Origin of the sequence: Streptomyces sp. NPDC096193 (genome assembly GCF_040302905.1) — a bacterium.
Classification (GTDB): domain Bacteria; phylum Actinomycetota; class Actinomycetes; order Streptomycetales; family Streptomycetaceae; genus Streptomyces.
Genome location: NZ_JBEOSJ010000001.1, coordinates 473,283 through 487,679 on the forward strand (window position 1 = coordinate 473,283; position 14,397 = coordinate 487,679).

Sequence of the window (14,397 nt, forward strand, 5' to 3'; positions counted from 1 at the left end):
AATGCGGCTCATGACAGGAACTCAGGAGAACACCCGATGACGAACCCGGCGGAGCGCCTGGTGGATCTGCTCGACCTGGAGCAGATCGAGGTCAACATCTTCCGCGGCCTGAGCCCCAACGAATCCCTGCAGAGGGTCTTCGGCGGGCAGGTCGCCGGCCAGGCGCTGGTCGCGGCCGGCCGCACCACCGACGGGGAGCGCCCGGTGCACTCCCTGCACGCGTACTTCCTGCGGCCGGGCCGCCCCGGTGTGCCGATCGTCTACCAGGTCGAACGGGTCAGGGACGGCAGGTCGTTCACCACCCGCCGGGTCACCGCGGTCCAGCAGGGCCGGACGATCTTCAATCTGACCGCGTCCTTCCACCGGCCGGAGGAGGGCAGCATCGAGCATCAGCTGCCGCCGCGCCTCGACTTCCCGGATCCCGAGACGCTGCCCACGGTCGCCACGGAGATCCGCGAGCACCTCGGGACGCTTCCCGAGGCGCTTGAACGGATGGCCCGCCGTCAGCCGTTCGACATCCGCTATGTCGACCGGCTGCGCTGGACGCCCGAGGACATCAAGGAGAAGGAGTCGGATCCGCGCAGCGCGGTGTGGATGCGCGCGGTGGGCCCCCTCGGCGACGACCCGCTGGTGCACACCTGCGCGCTGACGTACGCCAGCGACATGACCCTGCTGGACGCGGTCCGCATTCCGGTGGAGCCGCTGTGGGGGCAGCGCGGCTACGACATGGCTTCGCTGGACCACGCGATGTGGTTCCACCGGCCGTTCCGCGCGGACGAGTGGTTCCTGTACGACCAGGAGTCGCCGATCTCGACGGGCGGGCGCGGCCTGGCCCGCGGACGCATCTACGACCGGTCGGGGCACCTGCTCGTATCGGTCGTGCAGGAAGGCCTGTTCAGGCCGCTGGGCGGCTGACCGACCGTTCGAGAGACGGCCGTAATCAACGAGGAGATCAGATGACATCGCTGTACGACATCCCACTGCACACGCTGACCGGTGAGCCGACGTCCCTCGCCGCCTACCGGGGCCAGGCGGTCCTGGTGGTGAACGTGGCGTCCAAGTGCGGTCTCACCCCGCAGTACGCCGGTCTGGAGCAGTTGCAGAAGCAGTACGGCGAGCAGGGCTTCACCGTCCTCGGGGTGCCCTGCAACCAGTTCGCGGGCCAGGAGCCGGGCGACGCCGAGGAGATCCAGACCTTCTGCTCGGCAACCTACGGCGTGACCTTCCCCATGCTGGAGAAGGTGGAGGTGAACGGCGCGCAGCGGCACCCGCTGTACGTCGAGCTCACCAGGACGGCGGACGCGGACGGCGAGGCCGGCGACGTCCAGTGGAACTTCGAGAAGTTCCTGATCGGCAAGGACGGCGCGGTCGTGGCACGCATCCGCCCGCGCACCGAGCCGGACTCCCCCGAGGTGGTCTCGGCGATCGAGGCGCTTCTCTGAACCTTCGGTGGCGGGCCCGTCCGGGCCCGCCCCGCCGGCCGTGATCAGCGGATGGACATGCCCGACAGGGTGCGGGCGATCACCAGTCGCTGGATCTCGCTCGTGCCCTCGAAGATCGTGTAGATCGCGGCGTCGCGGTGCATGCGCTCGACCGGGTACTCGCGCGTGTAGCCGTTGCCGCCGAGGATCTGGACAGCCTGCGCCGTCACCTTCTTCGCCACCTCGCTCGCGTACAGCTTGGACATCGAGCCCTCAGCGGAGGTGAAGGGCTTGCCCGTCACGCCCATCCACGAGGCACGCCACACCAGCAGCCGGGCCGCGTCGATCTGGGTGCGCATGTCGGCGAGCTGGAAGGCGATGCCCTGGTTGTCGATGATCGGGCGGCCGAACTGGCTGCGCGTCCTGGCGTAGTCGAGGGCCACCTCGTACGCGGCACGGGCGGTGCCGACCGCCATCGCGCCGACGGCCGGGCGCGAGGCCTCGAAGGTGGCCATGGCCGCGTTCTTGACCCTCTCGCCGCCGGCCTTGACGCTCTCGCGGGCGCGGGCGAGGCGCTCGTCCAGCTTCTCCTTGCCGCCGAGCAGGCAGTATCCGGGGACGCGGACGTCCTCGAGGACGACCTCGGCGGTGTGCGAGGCGCGGATACCGTGCTTCTTGAACTTCTGGCCCTGGGAGAGCCCCCGGGTGTTCGGCGGCACGATGAACGACGCGTGGCCCTTGGAGCCGATCTCCGGGTCGACGACGGCCACCACGACATGGACGTTGGCGATACCGCCGTTGGTCGCCCAGGTCTTGGTGCCGTTCAGCACCCACTCGTCCTTGGCCTCGTCGTACACCGCGCGGGTCCGCATCGCGCCGACGTCCGAGCCGGCGTCCGGCTCGGAGGAGCAGAAGGCCGCCACCTTCACATCGTCGACGTCGCCGTACATCTGGGGGATCCAGGTGCCGATCTGCTCCTCGGTGCCGTTCGCGAGGACGCCGACCGCCGCAAGTCCCGTACCGACAATGGACAGACCGATACCGGCGTCGCCCCAGAAGAGCTCCTCCATGGCCATCGGGATACCGAGACCGGTCGGGTCGAAGTACTGCTGCGCATAGAAGTCGAGGGAGTAGATTCCGACCTTGGCGGCTTCCTGGATCACCGGCCAGGGGGTCTCCTCACGCTCGTCCCATTCGGCGGCGGCCGGGCGCATCACGTCCTTGGCGAAACCGTTCAACCAGTCCTTGACCTGCTTCTGGTCGTCGTTGAGATCGAACGTGAACTCGGCCATGTCCCCTCCAGCACTGCGGTGTCTTCGTGCATGTTACTTGCGGTAACCGCAGTCTGTTACCGGTTAGTAGCCCGTGTCAACCGAATGCCGGGGGTCCCCTGTACGCGCGGGCAGGGTGTTAGTTTGCCCAGGCGTTACGCAATCGCACGCGGGGAGAAAGCCATATGGAGACCACACACCAGTCGTCCGACCAGGACCGACCGGCCGCCGACGGGCGCCGTCGTGAACTGCTGGAGGCGGCCGACCGCGTGGTACTCCGGGACGGTCCGCAGGCCTCCATGAACGCCATCGCCGCCGAGGCGGGCATCACCAAGCCCATCCTCTACCGGCACTTCGGCGACAAGGGCGGTCTCTACCGCGCGCTCGCCAAGCGCCACACGGACGCGCTGCTCGCATCGCTGCGGGTGGCCGTCGACGCGCCGGCCGACCGGCGCGAGCGGGTCGAGGCCACGCTCGACACCTATCTCGCCGCGATCGAGGCCCGGCCGCAGGTCTACCGCTTCCTGATGCATCCCGCCGAGGACGTTCACCAGCCGGAGGCCGGATTCGACGTCGGCCGCCACTCGGCGCCCCTGCTGCGCCGCCTCGGCGAGGAACTGGCCAAGGTGATCCACGACCGGGTCGACCTCGGGCCCGACGGTGAGCAGCTCGCGCGCGTGTGGGGCCACGGGATGGTCGGCATGATGCATGCGGCCGGCGACTGGTGGCTCGGTGAACGCCCGTGCTCCCGCGCCCAGTTGGTGAGCAGTCTGGCGGATCTGCTGTGGGGACGCCTGGCCGAGGTGGCGGACCGCGAGGACGGGCCGGGTTTCTGAGGGCTGTCCCGCGGGGCGCGTTGGGGCCCGGGCAGCGGCGGCGCGCAGTTCCGCTCGCGTCGGCGGCGGACCCTGGGCTCGTCTACGTCATCCACTTCGCGCGAGCCGCCGCCCGCAGCACCTTCGCGCGGCGCCGGCCCGTCAGCCGGTCCGGGTAGACGATCCCCTCCAGGTGATCGCATTCGTGCAGCAGACAGCGCGCGAAGAAGCCGCTCCCCTCGACGCGGACCTGCTCCCCGTCCGCGGTCGTCCCCTCCACCACCGCACGGTCGTGGCGCAGCGTCCCGGCCTCGAGTCCCGGCAGCGACAGACAGCCCTCGGGGCCGCGGACCGTGACCCCGTCCGCCTCCACCAGACGCGGATTGACGATGTGTCCGAGATGGCGCACGTCCTCGTCGTCCGGGCAGTCGTAGACGAACACGCGCAGCCCGACGCCCACCTGGTTGGCGGCCAGGCCCACGCCGTGTGCCGCGTACATCGTCGCGAACATGTCCTCGACGAGCTGCTTCAGAGCGGGACCGAAGTCGCTGACGGGTTCACAGGGGGTGTGCAGCACGGGATCGCCGAGGAGGCGCATGGGCCTCACGAGTCCGGAACTGCCGGGGATCGGCCGGTTTCGCATGGCCGCAAGCGTACGTTCAGCCGTGACCTCCGCGTCTCGGGCGGTGCCGAGGTAGGGCCGTGCTGCCGGACCTGGATAGGCTGGGCCGGACCGATGCAAGGAGGATCAAGGACGATGTCAGGCAACTCGGAGCCCCTGACGCCGCGCGCCAAGCTCGCCGTGACGGCAGGCAAGGCCGCTGCGGCGGTGTCACGCGCCGCCGGACGCGGCAGCGGATCGGTGATCGGCGGCCGGGTCGCGCTCAAGCTCGACCCCGATCTGCTGGGGCGGCTCGCGCAGCATCTGGACGTCGTCCTCGTGTCGGCGACGAACGGCAAGACCACCACGACCCGGCTGATCGCCGAGGCCCTGCGGGCCAGCGGCCCGGTCGTCTCCAACGCCCTGGGTGCGAACATGCCCGCCGGCATCACCTCCGCCCTGGCCGGTGGCTCCGACGCCAAGTTCGCTGTGATCGAGGTGGACGAGAAGTACCTCGCCGGCGTCGCGCGCGATGTGACGCCGAAGGCGATCGCGCTGCTCAACCTCTCGCGCGACCAGCTCGACCGTGCCGCCGAGACCCGGATGCTGGCCGAGAAGTGGCGCGAGGGCCTCGCCGGCTCGAAGGCCGTGGTCATCGCCAACGCGGACGACCCGCTGATCGTGTGGGCCGCCTCCTCGTCCCCCAACGTGGTGTGGGTCGCCGCCGGCCAGGAATGGAAGGACGACGCCTGGTCCTGCCCGTCCTGCGGCGGTGTGATGCAGCGCCCGGGCGACGACTGGTTCTGCGGCGAGTGCGGTTTCCGCCGTCCCGCCCCGAGCTGGGTCCTCAGCGGCGACCATGTGCTCGACCCGCACGGCTCGGCCTGGCCGATCCACCTCCAGCTCCCCGGCCGTGCGAACAAGGCCAACGCCGCCACCTCCGCAGCGGTCGCCGCCTGCTTCGGCGTGCCGCCGCAAGTCGCGCTGGAGCGCATGTACGCGGTGCAGGCCGTCGCCGGACGCTACGACGTGGTCTCCTTCCACGGCCGAGAACTGCGCCTGCTGCTCGCCAAGAACCCGGCGGGCTGGCTCGAGACCTTCTCCCTGATCGACCCGCCGCCGACCCCGGTCATCCTGTCCGTCAACGCCCGCGGCGCCGACGGCACGGACACCTCCTGGCTGTGGGACGTCGACTACACCCGGCTGGCCGGACACCCGATCTTCGTCATCGGCGACCGCCGGCTGGATCTCGCCGTGCGGCTGGAGGTGGCGAACCTGGACTTCCGGGTCTGCGAGACGGTCGACGAGGCGGTGCAGCTCGCCCCGCCCGGACGGATCGAGCTGATCGCCAACTACACCGCCTTCCAGGACGTGCGCCGCCGCGTCGGGAACTGACCGGGGACAGCGAAAAGGACATGAGCATGAGCGACAACAGCCTGCGTCTGGTCTGGGTCTACCCGGACCTGCTCAGCACCTACGGCGACCAGGGCAACGCCCTCGTCGTCGAGCGCCGGGCCCGCCAGCGCCGCCTCGACGTGATGCGGATCGACGTGCGCAGCGACCAGCCGATCCCCACCTCCGGTGACATCTATCTGATCGGCGGCGGCGAGGACCGGCCGCAGCGGCTCGCGGCGGAACGGCTGCGCCGCGACGGCGGCCTCAGCCGGGCCGCCTCCAACGGCGCGATCATCTTCTCGGTCTGTGCCGGGTACCAGATCCTCGGTCACGAGTTCATCAACGACCTCGGTGAGCGCGAGCCGGGCCTCGGCCTGCTCGACGTGGTCTCCACGCGCGGCGACGGCGAGCGGTGCGTCGGCGACGTACTGGCCGACATCGACCCGCAGTTGGGCCTTCCGCAGCTGACCGGGTTCGAGAACCACCAGGGCATCACGCATCTCGGCCCCTCGGCCCGTCCGTTCGCCCGCACCATCCTCGGCCGGGGCAACGGCACGGGCGACGGCACCGAGGGCGCGTTCAACGAGACCGTGTTCGGCACGTACATGCACGGCCCGGTCATGGCGCGGAACCCGCAGATCGCGGACCTGCTGCTCAAGCTGGCCCTCGATGTGAACGCCCTGCCGCCGACGGACGACCGCTGGTACGAGGCGCTGCGCGGCGAGCGCATCGCCACCGCGACCCAGCCCGCCTGACACCGCGCGGCACCGGGGCACACCGGGGCGCCCGGCGCCATCCCCGGGCACCGGACTGACAGCAGCCTGACGTCCGGCGCGTCCGCGGCGGCGGGCGTCCACCACTCGGACGCCCGGTTCGGTTCCCGTCGCCTCGCGCCGGTAGGGTGGCGGGGATCCGACCGGACGACGTGGTCCGGGAGTCCGCCCACGTTGCAAAGGTAATTCGGGCAATGCGCATTGGTGTGCTCACCTCCGGCGGCGACTGCCCCGGCCTGAACGCCGTCATCCGCTCCGTCGTACACCGCGCCGTCGCCGACCACGGCGATGAGGTCATCGGCTTCCACGACGGGTGGAAGGGACTTCTGGAGTGCGACTACCGCAAGCTCGACCTCGACGCCGTGGGCGGCATCCTGGCCCGCGGGGGAACCATCCTCGGGTCCTCCCGCGTCCAGCCGGCGCACCTGCGTGACGGTGTGGAACGCGCCAAGGGACATGTCGCCGAACTCGGCCTCGACGCGATCATCCCGATCGGCGGCGAGGGCACGCTGAAGGCGGCCAACCTCCTGTCCGAGGGCGGTCTGCCGATCGTCGGCGTGCCGAAGACCATCGACAACGACATCGCGTCGACCGACGTCACCTTCGGTTTCGACACGGCGGTCGGGGTGGCCACCGAGGCCCTCGACCGGCTGAAGACCACCGCCGAGTCGCACCAGCGTGTGCTGGTCGTCGAGGTCATGGGCCGGCACACCGGCTGGATCGCGCTGCACTCGGGCATGGCGGCCGGCGCCCACGCCATCGTCGTCCCCGAGCGGCCGTTCGACATCGAAGAGCTCACCAAGCGGGTCGGTGAACGCTTCGAGGCGGGCAAGCGGTTCGCCATCGTCGTCGCCGCCGAGGGCGCCAAGCCCCGCGAGGGCTCGATGCAGTGGGACGAGGGCGGCAAGGACATCTACGGGCACGAGCGCTTCGCGGGCGTCGCCCGGCAGCTCTCCATCGAGCTGGAGCAGCGCCTCGGCAAGGAGGCCCGCCCGGTCATCCTGGGTCACGTCCAGCGCGGCGGAACCCCGACGGCGTACGACCGTGTGCTCGCGACCCGTTTCGGCTGGCACGCCGTGGAGGCGGCCCACCGCGGGGAGTTCGGCATGATGACCGCGCTGCGCGGCACGGACATCACGATGGTGCCGCTGGCCGAGGCCACCGAGACGCTCAAGACGGTTCCGGACGAGCGGTACGCCGAGGCCGAGACCGTCCTGTGAGGTAGTCGGAGACCGCGAACTGCCCCCGGCCGCAACCGCGGCCGGGGGCAGTTCTACTCTGGTGCGGACAACAAGCACGAATCGGTACGCACAGGGGTGCTCAGATGGATCACAGCGGACACGGCATGACGATGGATGTGCCGCCGTTCACGCTGGGGCGGGGTCTGGAGTTCTCCCCGGACCAGTTCTTCCTGACGGGCTGTGTGCTCGCGCTGGTGCTGTACGGCTGGGGGGTGCTGCGGCTCCGCCGGCGCGGCGACAGCTGGCCGGTCAGCCGCACGGTGCTGTTCACGGTGGGCGTGCTGAGCGTGGCCCTGGTGATGTGCACCAAGCTCAACGACTACGGCATGGTCATGTTCAGCGTGCACATGGTGCAGCACATGGTGATCAGCATGCTGTCCCCCATCGTGCTGCTGCTGGGGGCGCCGGTCACCCTGGCGCTGCGCGCGCTGCCGGTCGCCGGCCGGGGCCGCAGGGGTCCGCGCGAGGTGCTGCTCGCTCTGCTGCACAGCCGGTACATGAAGATCGTGACGCATCCGGCGTTCACCATCCCGCTGTTCATCGCGAGCCTCTACGGCCTCTACTTCACGCCGCTGTTCGACTTCCTGATGGGGTCGACCGTGGGGCATGCCGCGATGATGCTGCACTTCCTCGCCGTCGGCCTGGTCTTCTTCTGGCCGATCATGGGCGTGGACCCCGGGCCGCACCGGCCGGGCTATGTGATGCGGATGCTGGAGCTGTTCGCGGGAATGCCGTTCCACGCGTTCTTCGGTATCGCGCTGATGATGGCGACCGAACCCATGGTCGGCGCCTACCGCAACCCGCCGGCCTCGCTGGGCATCGACGCGCTCACCGACCAGAACGCCGCGGGCGGCATCGCCTGGGCGTTCAGCGAGATCCCGTCCGTGCTCGTGCTGATCGCCCTGGTCTTCCAGTGGTACCGCTCCGAGCAGCGGCAGGCCAAACGCCTCGACCGGGCCGCGGACCGGGACGGCGACAAGGAGCTCGCGGCATACAACGCCTACCTCGCCTCGCTCCAGGCACGCAGCCGATAGCGCGGCGGGCGGACGGGCAGTAGCGCGAAGCCCTCCTCGCGGGTGACCATGGGCCTGGGCGGCCGTGGCCGCACGGAGGAGGGCGCGCATGTCCGGATCCACGAAGGCGATGGGAGTGCTCACCGTCTCGACCCTGGTGGTCGTGACCGCCTATACGGCAGCACTCGGCAGCAACGGCTGGCTCTGGTTCGGCTGGGTCGTGCTCGGCCTGCTGACGATCGGGGTGATCGCCTCGCGCGGCAACAGCTGAGGGCGAGGCAGCCGCGGGTGCTCGACGGCAGGCGGACGGCAGGCGCACGGCAGGCGCACGTCCGGTACACGTACCGGACGGGCACCCGGCAGCAGGAACGGGCGCCGGGCAGTGCCCGGCGAAAACGGCCGCCGGGCGGTGCTCAGAAGCGGAAGACCGCTCCGGTCGCCGCGTCGAGCGCGCACGCGTTGGCGTAGGTCTTCTGCCAGCTCATCGAGCGCTGCTGCCAGCTGCCCGTGGCCTCGACCGTCACCGGGTCGAACTTCTTGGTGCACGGGTGCGGGTCGGCGGGCAGTTTGTCGAGGTCACCGCCGGCCTTCGTGAGCGCCGCGCACGCGTCGGCCGCGGCGGGGTGCGGGCCGCCGGGCTCGGGTGCGCACCTCAGCATCACCCCGCGCATCCAGGTGTTCTCGCTGCCGGACACGGTCAGGAACAGCCCCTCGCCGGCGACGGGCTCTTCGTCCGCGGCCTGCGCGGGCACGACGGCGGCAAGGGTCATCAGGGTGGCTGCGGCAAGAGTGACACTGCGGTACATCAGAGACTCCTGGGGCTCGGGGAACGACGCAGGGTCGGACCGACGGAGGCAAGAGCACTCCTGGACGGGCGCGGTGGCAAGCGGCCGCGCGGCCCCGGTCGCGCGTACGGGCGACAGAAATCGCCCGTACGGCCCCGGGGCCGCCGCCTCGAACCGGCCGGGGTCTCAGCCGACGCCCACCGGGACGCGTTCGGTGTCCTCGGCCCGGCGCCGCGCTGCGGGCTCGACCTCCGGGCGGACGACGGGGTCCACGGGGAGGGGCTTGAACTCGGGCGTCGGGGCCTTGGGGGCGGGGGTGGCCAGCAGCATGCGCTCGGCCTGTGTCACCCGCCTGCTGAACCAGATCACCTTGCCGGTCGTCGTACCGCACGTGCCCCAGCTGTCACTGAGGACGGCGACGGTCGCGAGACCGCCCCTCGACGGGCAGGAACTGGTCAGCCGTGGCATATGGCTGTCGTTGTCCGCCACGGACGCGATCAGATGCCGCCCGGTCCAGCGCAGTTCCACCACGCAGGTCTTGTCGCCGGTGACGTGCTGGACGACGTTGCCGACCAGTTCGTCGACCGCGCGACAGACGGGGGTGATGTGCGCTTCGAGCTTCCAGTGCCGAAGATGTGCCGCGAGAATGCGCCGGATCTGGGGGATCCGCTCTGTGGTTGCCTGCACTTCCAAGGTGTATCGGCAGGCGGCCTGAACGTGCATGACCGTGGCTCCTCACCGCAACAGGGCTGTCTCTTCGGATGCGGGCCCCCGAGTGCGAAGAGTGAGCACCTGACGCTTCTGGGTCACTGACCAGAGTGGCCTCACGTCGTCACAACCGCAACACATCGCCCGACCGGAGCAGCGGATCACCCCGTCGGGCACGGTTACGCGGAGCGTGCCGTGCACATAAACTGACCGTCCCCAACACACCGACTGACCAGGGACGACGCGGCCCTGATCCTGATTCCGGACCGAGTGAGGAGCACCCTCAAGTGTTCTATTACGTGCTCAAATACGTCATTCTGGGGCCGCTTCTGCGGTTGCTGTTCCGGCCCCGGATCGAGGGGCTTGAGCACATCCCCGAGGACGGCGCGGCGATCGTCGCCGGAAACCATCTGTCGTTCTCGGACCACTTCCTCATGCCGGCGATCATCAAGCGGCGCATCACGTTCCTGGCGAAGGCGGAGTACTTCACCGGTCCGGGCCTCAAGGGCCGGCTGACCGCCGCGTTCTTCCGCAGCGCGGGTCAGATCCCGGTCGACCGCTCCGGCAAGGAGGCCGGGCAGGCCGCGATCCGTGAGGGGCTGGGGGTGCTGAGCAAGGGCGAGCTGCTCGGGATCTATCCGGAGGGCACCCGCTCGCACGACGGGAAGCTCTACAAGGGGAAGGTCGGCGTCGCCGTGATGGCTCTGCGGGCAGGCGTGCCGGTGGTGCCCTGCGCGATGGTGGGCACATTCGAGATCCAGCCTCCGGGGCAGAAGCTGCCGAAGATCAAGCAGGTCACGGTGCGGTTCGGCGAGCCGATGGAGTTCTCCCGGTACGAGGGGATGGAGAACGAGAAGGCGGCGATCCGCGCGATCACCGACGAGATCATGTACGCGATCCTCGAACTGTCCGGCCAGGAGTACGTCGACCGGTACGCGGCCGATGTGAAGGCGGAGCTGGAACCGGCGAAGAAGTTCCCGCGCCGGCGGCGCTGAGAGCGAATCTGCTCTGCGCCGAGTTGCTGGGCCCGGCCTCGGCCGGGCCCTTGGCGTGCCGGGCATGAGCACGGGACACGCAGTCGTCGTCGGAGCAACGGGACAGGTGGGGCGCGCCGCGGTGCGCGCGCTCGCCGCGGACGGATGGGAGGTGCGGGCGCTTTCCCGCCGCGGTGTGCGGGACGAGAGCTGGCCGGAGGAGGTGCGGACAGTCCTCTGCGACCGGGAGGACGACGCCGCGCCGGCGGCCGCGCTCGGCGACGGCTGTGACGTGCTGGTCGACATGGTGGCCTACGGGCCGGGCCACGCACGGCAGTTGACCTCTCTCGCCGACCGGATCGGCTCGGTGGTCGTCATCTCCAGCGGCGCGGTGTACGAGGACGATCAGGGCCGCGGTTTCGACACCCAGCAACAGCCGGACGGCTTCCCCCGCTATCCCGTGCCGATCCCGGAGACCCAGCGGACCGTGGCGCCCGGGGACGCCACGTACGGCACCGGAAAGGTGGCGCTGGAACAGGAGTTGCTCGCGGCAGGCGACCATCCTGCGGCCACGTTGCTGCGTGCGGGGGGGCGATCCATGGGCCGTACTGCCGTACGCCGCGCGAGCTGTACTTCGTGAAGCGTGCGGTGGACGGCCGGCGGGTACGGATCCTGGCCCACGGCGGCCGCGCCCGCTTCCATCCCGTGTACGTCTCCAACCTCGCCGAACTGATCCGGCCGGCAGCTCTCCGGCCGGGGTCGCGGGTGCTGAACGCCGGTGATCCAGAGGCGCCGACGGTCGCCGAGATCGGTGCGGCCGTCGACGCGGTCCTCGGCCGGCGCAGCGAGACCGTGCTGGTGGACGGGTCGAGCCCGCGAGGCGATGTCGGGGTGACGCCGTGGAGCGTGGAGCACCCGATCGTCTACGACATGACCGCGGCCGAACGGGAGCTCGGCTACCGGGCGGTGACCACGTACGAGGACTCGCTGCCCGAGACGGTCGAGTGGCTGGCCCGGCAGCTGCACGGCCGGGACTGGACCGAGGCCTTCCCGAGGATGGCCGAGCTGTACGCTCCGCAGGTCGACCTCTTCCCCTATGCGGAGGAAGACGCATGGCTGGCCGAGCGCGGACGGGAATCGAAGTGAGCGAAGAGCACGGCATGTACGCCAAGTTGATCGGGCTGCTGGACGAGCGCGGCGCGGCGTACCGGATCATCGAGCACGAGGAGCAGGGCGCGACCGAGGCGGTCAGCGCGCTGCGCGGGAACACTCTGGCGCTGGCCGCCAAGTGCATCGTGGTGATGGTGAAGATCGGCAAGAAGGAGAAGCGGTACGTCCTCGCGGTGGTGCCGGGGGACCGCAGGGTCGACCTCGGCGCGGTGAAGGGCCTGCTGGGCGGCACGTACGCCGGGTTCGCGACGCCCGAGGTGGCGGAGCGGCTCGCGGGAAGTGTGAGCGGCACGATCCTGCCGTTCTCCTTCGACCCCGATCTCGAACTGGTCGTGGACCCCGCTCTGCTGGTGCACGAGGAGATCTTCTTCAACGTGGCACGGCTGGACCGTTCTCTGGCGCTGCGCACCGCCGACTACACCGCGATCGCCGAACCGCGCACGGCGGACATCGCGGGCTGACCTACGACCGCAGCGTGAAGGCCGGGACATGAGGGAGGGGCGGCCGTGAACGGCCGCCCCTCCCCCGTGAAACCGGGACTTACGGCTTCGGCGTGGCGTGCGGGGCGCACGTCACATCGCGGCTGTCGACCTTGCCGCTGAGCAGGTAGGAGTCCACCCGCTGGTTGATGCAGGGGTTGACCAGACCGGTCACACCGTGCGAGCCGGCGTCCTTCTCGATGATCAGACGCGAGCCCTTGAGCCGCTGGTGCAGCTCGACGGCGCCCTCGAAGGGAGTGGCGGCGTCACGGGTCGACTGGACGATCAGCACCGGCGGCAGGCCCTTGCCCGACTTCACGTCGATCGGCGTCTGCTGCTTGGACGACCAGGTGGCGCAGGGGAGGTTCATCCAGGCGTTGGCCCAGGTCATGAAGGGGTGGTCCCGGTGGAGCCGGGTGTTGTCCCGGTCCCACTTGCGCCAGTTGGTGGGCCACTTGGCGTCCGCGCACTCGACGGCCGTGTAGACGGCGTTGCCGTTCTCCGCGGAGATGTTGCCCGCGGTGTCGGACAGGTCCGGTGCCGCGGCGTCGACGAGTGCCTGGGTGTCACCGGCGATGTACTTGCTCCAGGTCTGGGCGGTGGGCACCCAGGCGGAGTCGTAGTACGGCGCGCCCTGGAAGAAGCTGATCAGCTCCGCGGGTCCGACGACCCCGCCGAGCGGGGCCTTCTTCGCGGTGGCCCGCAGCTTCACCCACTGCTGCTCGACCTTCTCGGGGGTGTTCCCGATGTGGAAGACGGCGTCGTTCTCGGCGACCCATGCCTTCCAGTCGTTCCAGCGCGTCTGGAAGGCGACGTCCTGGTCCAGGTTGGCCTGGTACCAGATCTTCTCCCGGGACGGGTTGACCACGCTGTCGACGATCATCCGGCGCACGTGGCCCGGGAAGAGCGTCGCGTAGACCGCGCCGATGTAGGTGCCGTAGGAGACGCCCAGGAAGTTGAGCTTCTTCTCACCGAGTGCGGCCCGGATCACGTCCAGGTCGCGAGCGGTGTTCGGCGTGGTCATGTGCGGCAGCATCCAGCCGCTGCGCTCGGCACAGCCGTCCGCGTACTCCGCGGCGAGCTTGCGCTGCGCACGCTTGTCGGCCTCGCTGTCCGGCACCGGGTCGGCCTTCGGGGCCTTCACGAACTCCTGCGGGTCGATGCAGGAGATCGGAGCCGAGTGACCCACACCGCGGGGGTCGAAGCCCACGAAGTCGTACGCCTTGGCCGTGTTGGCCCAGAGCGGGTTCTTGCCCGTGACCCGGGTCGGGAAGCGCAGACCGGATCCACCGGGGCCGCCGGGGTTGTAGATCAGCGCGCCCTGGCGGTCCGCCTTCGAACCGGTGTTGCCGATCCGGTCGACGGCGAGCTTGATCTGCTTGCCGTTCGGTCGTGCGTAGTCGAGCGGGACGGTCACCCAACCGCACTGGATGGGCTTGGCGATCGCCCAGTCCGCGGGGCAGTCCGCCCAGTCGATTCCCTTCTCGGCGGCACGTTCGGCAGCAAGCCGAACGCCACGCGCCTCGGAACCGCCGCGGCCGTCGGCGTTGGCCGCCGGAGCCACGACGGCGCCCATTATGAGGGTGCCCGCCATCAGAGTGCCGGCCGAGCCGAGCACTGCTGTGCGTCTCACGTAGAACTCCCCCTTCTGTCGTCGAAGTTCTCCGGGGGATCCTTTCGTCTGTGAGGCTGCGAGGAACAGGCCGTACTGGTGTTTCTTTACCGAACCAATAACCGGTACGCGTGGTCCC

The 14,397-nt window shown here is 70.0% G+C and carries 15 protein-coding genes and 1 pseudogene; 11 read left to right on the top strand and 5 right to left on the bottom strand.

Features of this window, described 5'->3' with window-relative positions; translation table 11 throughout:
• Window positions 1–36 precede the first annotated feature (36 nt).
• Both ABTX78_RS02120 and ABTX78_RS02125 read left to right on the top strand, forming a co-directional pair.
• Window positions 37–915: an acyl-CoA thioesterase gene (locus ABTX78_RS02120; RefSeq protein ID WP_352204888.1), complete on the top strand. Its 879-nt coding sequence runs from the start codon at window positions 37–39 to the stop codon at window positions 913–915.
• A gap of 41 nt (window positions 916–956) precedes the next feature.
• A complete protein-coding gene (locus ABTX78_RS02125) occupies window positions 957–1,442 on the top strand; it encodes a glutathione peroxidase (RefSeq protein WP_352204889.1) in 486 nt (161 codons plus the stop codon).
• Between the two features lie 44 nt (window positions 1,443–1,486).
• Here the strand turns inward: ABTX78_RS02125 and ABTX78_RS02130 are convergent, their stop codons facing one another.
• Window positions 1,487–2,713: an acyl-CoA dehydrogenase family protein gene (locus ABTX78_RS02130; protein WP_352204890.1), complete on the bottom strand. Its 1,227-nt coding sequence runs from the start codon at window positions 2,711–2,713 to the stop codon at window positions 1,487–1,489.
• Window positions 2,714–2,877: 164 nt separating this feature from the next.
• On the opposite strand from ABTX78_RS02130, the gene ABTX78_RS02135 reads away from it, so the two are divergent.
• Window positions 2,878–3,528 carry a TetR/AcrR family transcriptional regulator gene (locus ABTX78_RS02135; protein WP_352204891.1) on the top strand — a complete coding sequence of 217 codons (651 nt, stop codon included), beginning with the start codon at window positions 2,878–2,880 and terminating at the stop codon, window positions 3,526–3,528.
• Between the two features lie 82 nt (window positions 3,529–3,610).
• On the opposite strand, the gene def is transcribed toward ABTX78_RS02135, so the two are convergent.
• Window positions 3,611–4,150 carry a peptide deformylase gene (gene def / locus ABTX78_RS02140; protein ID WP_352204892.1) on the bottom strand — a complete coding sequence of 180 codons (540 nt, stop codon included), beginning with the start codon at window positions 4,148–4,150 and terminating at the stop codon, window positions 3,611–3,613.
• A 114-nt stretch (window positions 4,151–4,264) separates the two neighbouring features.
• Here def and ABTX78_RS02145 point away from each other — a divergent pair, with 114 nt between their 5' ends.
• From ABTX78_RS02145 to ABTX78_RS02165, 5 genes are all read left to right on the top strand, one after another.
• Window positions 4,265–5,503, top strand: a complete 1,239-nt coding sequence (locus tag ABTX78_RS02145; protein ID WP_352204893.1) for a Mur ligase family protein — start codon at window positions 4,265–4,267, stop codon at window positions 5,501–5,503.
• A 26-nt stretch (window positions 5,504–5,529) separates the two neighbouring features.
• Window positions 5,530–6,258 carry a type 1 glutamine amidotransferase gene (locus ABTX78_RS02150; RefSeq protein WP_352204894.1) on the top strand — a complete coding sequence of 243 codons (729 nt, stop codon included), beginning with the start codon at window positions 5,530–5,532 and terminating at the stop codon, window positions 6,256–6,258.
• A 212-nt stretch (window positions 6,259–6,470) separates the two neighbouring features.
• Window positions 6,471–7,496: a 6-phosphofructokinase gene (locus tag ABTX78_RS02155; protein WP_352204895.1), complete on the top strand. Its 1,026-nt coding sequence runs from the start codon at window positions 6,471–6,473 to the stop codon at window positions 7,494–7,496.
• A 104-nt stretch (window positions 7,497–7,600) separates the two neighbouring features.
• Entirely contained in the window at window positions 7,601–8,551 is a 951-nt protein-coding gene (locus ABTX78_RS02160; RefSeq protein ID WP_352204896.1) for a cytochrome c oxidase assembly protein, read from the top strand.
• Window positions 8,552–8,639: 88 nt separating this feature from the next.
• Window positions 8,640–8,801, top strand: coding sequence for a hypothetical protein (locus ABTX78_RS02165; RefSeq protein WP_327685392.1), 162 nt, complete (start codon window positions 8,640–8,642; stop codon window positions 8,799–8,801).
• A gap of 142 nt (window positions 8,802–8,943) precedes the next feature.
• On the opposite strand, the gene ABTX78_RS02170 is transcribed toward ABTX78_RS02165, so the two are convergent.
• Together ABTX78_RS02170 and ABTX78_RS02175 are read right to left on the bottom strand one after the other, a co-directional pair.
• Entirely contained in the window at window positions 8,944–9,336 is a 393-nt protein-coding gene (locus tag ABTX78_RS02170) for an SSI family serine proteinase inhibitor (RefSeq protein ID WP_352204897.1), read from the bottom strand.
• A gap of 165 nt (window positions 9,337–9,501) precedes the next feature.
• Window positions 9,502–10,038: an ATP-binding protein gene (locus ABTX78_RS02175; RefSeq protein WP_352204898.1), complete on the bottom strand. Its 537-nt coding sequence runs from the start codon at window positions 10,036–10,038 to the stop codon at window positions 9,502–9,504.
• A gap of 272 nt (window positions 10,039–10,310) precedes the next feature.
• On the opposite strand from ABTX78_RS02175, the gene ABTX78_RS02180 reads away from it, so the two are divergent.
• From ABTX78_RS02180 to ABTX78_RS02190, 3 genes and pseudogenes are all read left to right on the top strand, one after another.
• Window positions 10,311–11,018, top strand: coding sequence for a lysophospholipid acyltransferase family protein (locus ABTX78_RS02180; RefSeq protein ID WP_352204899.1), 708 nt, complete (start codon window positions 10,311–10,313; stop codon window positions 11,016–11,018).
• Between the two features lie 64 nt (window positions 11,019–11,082).
• Window positions 11,083–12,143, top strand: a pseudogene (locus ABTX78_RS02185) (NAD-dependent epimerase/dehydratase family protein).
• Window positions 12,110–12,628, top strand: coding sequence for a YbaK/EbsC family protein (locus ABTX78_RS02190; protein ID WP_352204900.1), 519 nt, complete (start codon window positions 12,110–12,112; stop codon window positions 12,626–12,628). Before ABTX78_RS02185 ends, ABTX78_RS02190 begins: the two are co-directional and overlap by 34 nt.
• A 79-nt stretch (window positions 12,629–12,707) precedes the next feature.
• Here ABTX78_RS02190 and ABTX78_RS02195 read toward each other — a convergent pair whose 3' ends face one another.
• Window positions 12,708–14,279 carry an alpha/beta hydrolase gene (locus tag ABTX78_RS02195; protein ID WP_352204901.1) on the bottom strand — a complete coding sequence of 524 codons (1,572 nt, stop codon included), beginning with the start codon at window positions 14,277–14,279 and terminating at the stop codon, window positions 12,708–12,710.
• Window positions 14,280–14,397: the final 118 nt, after the last annotated feature.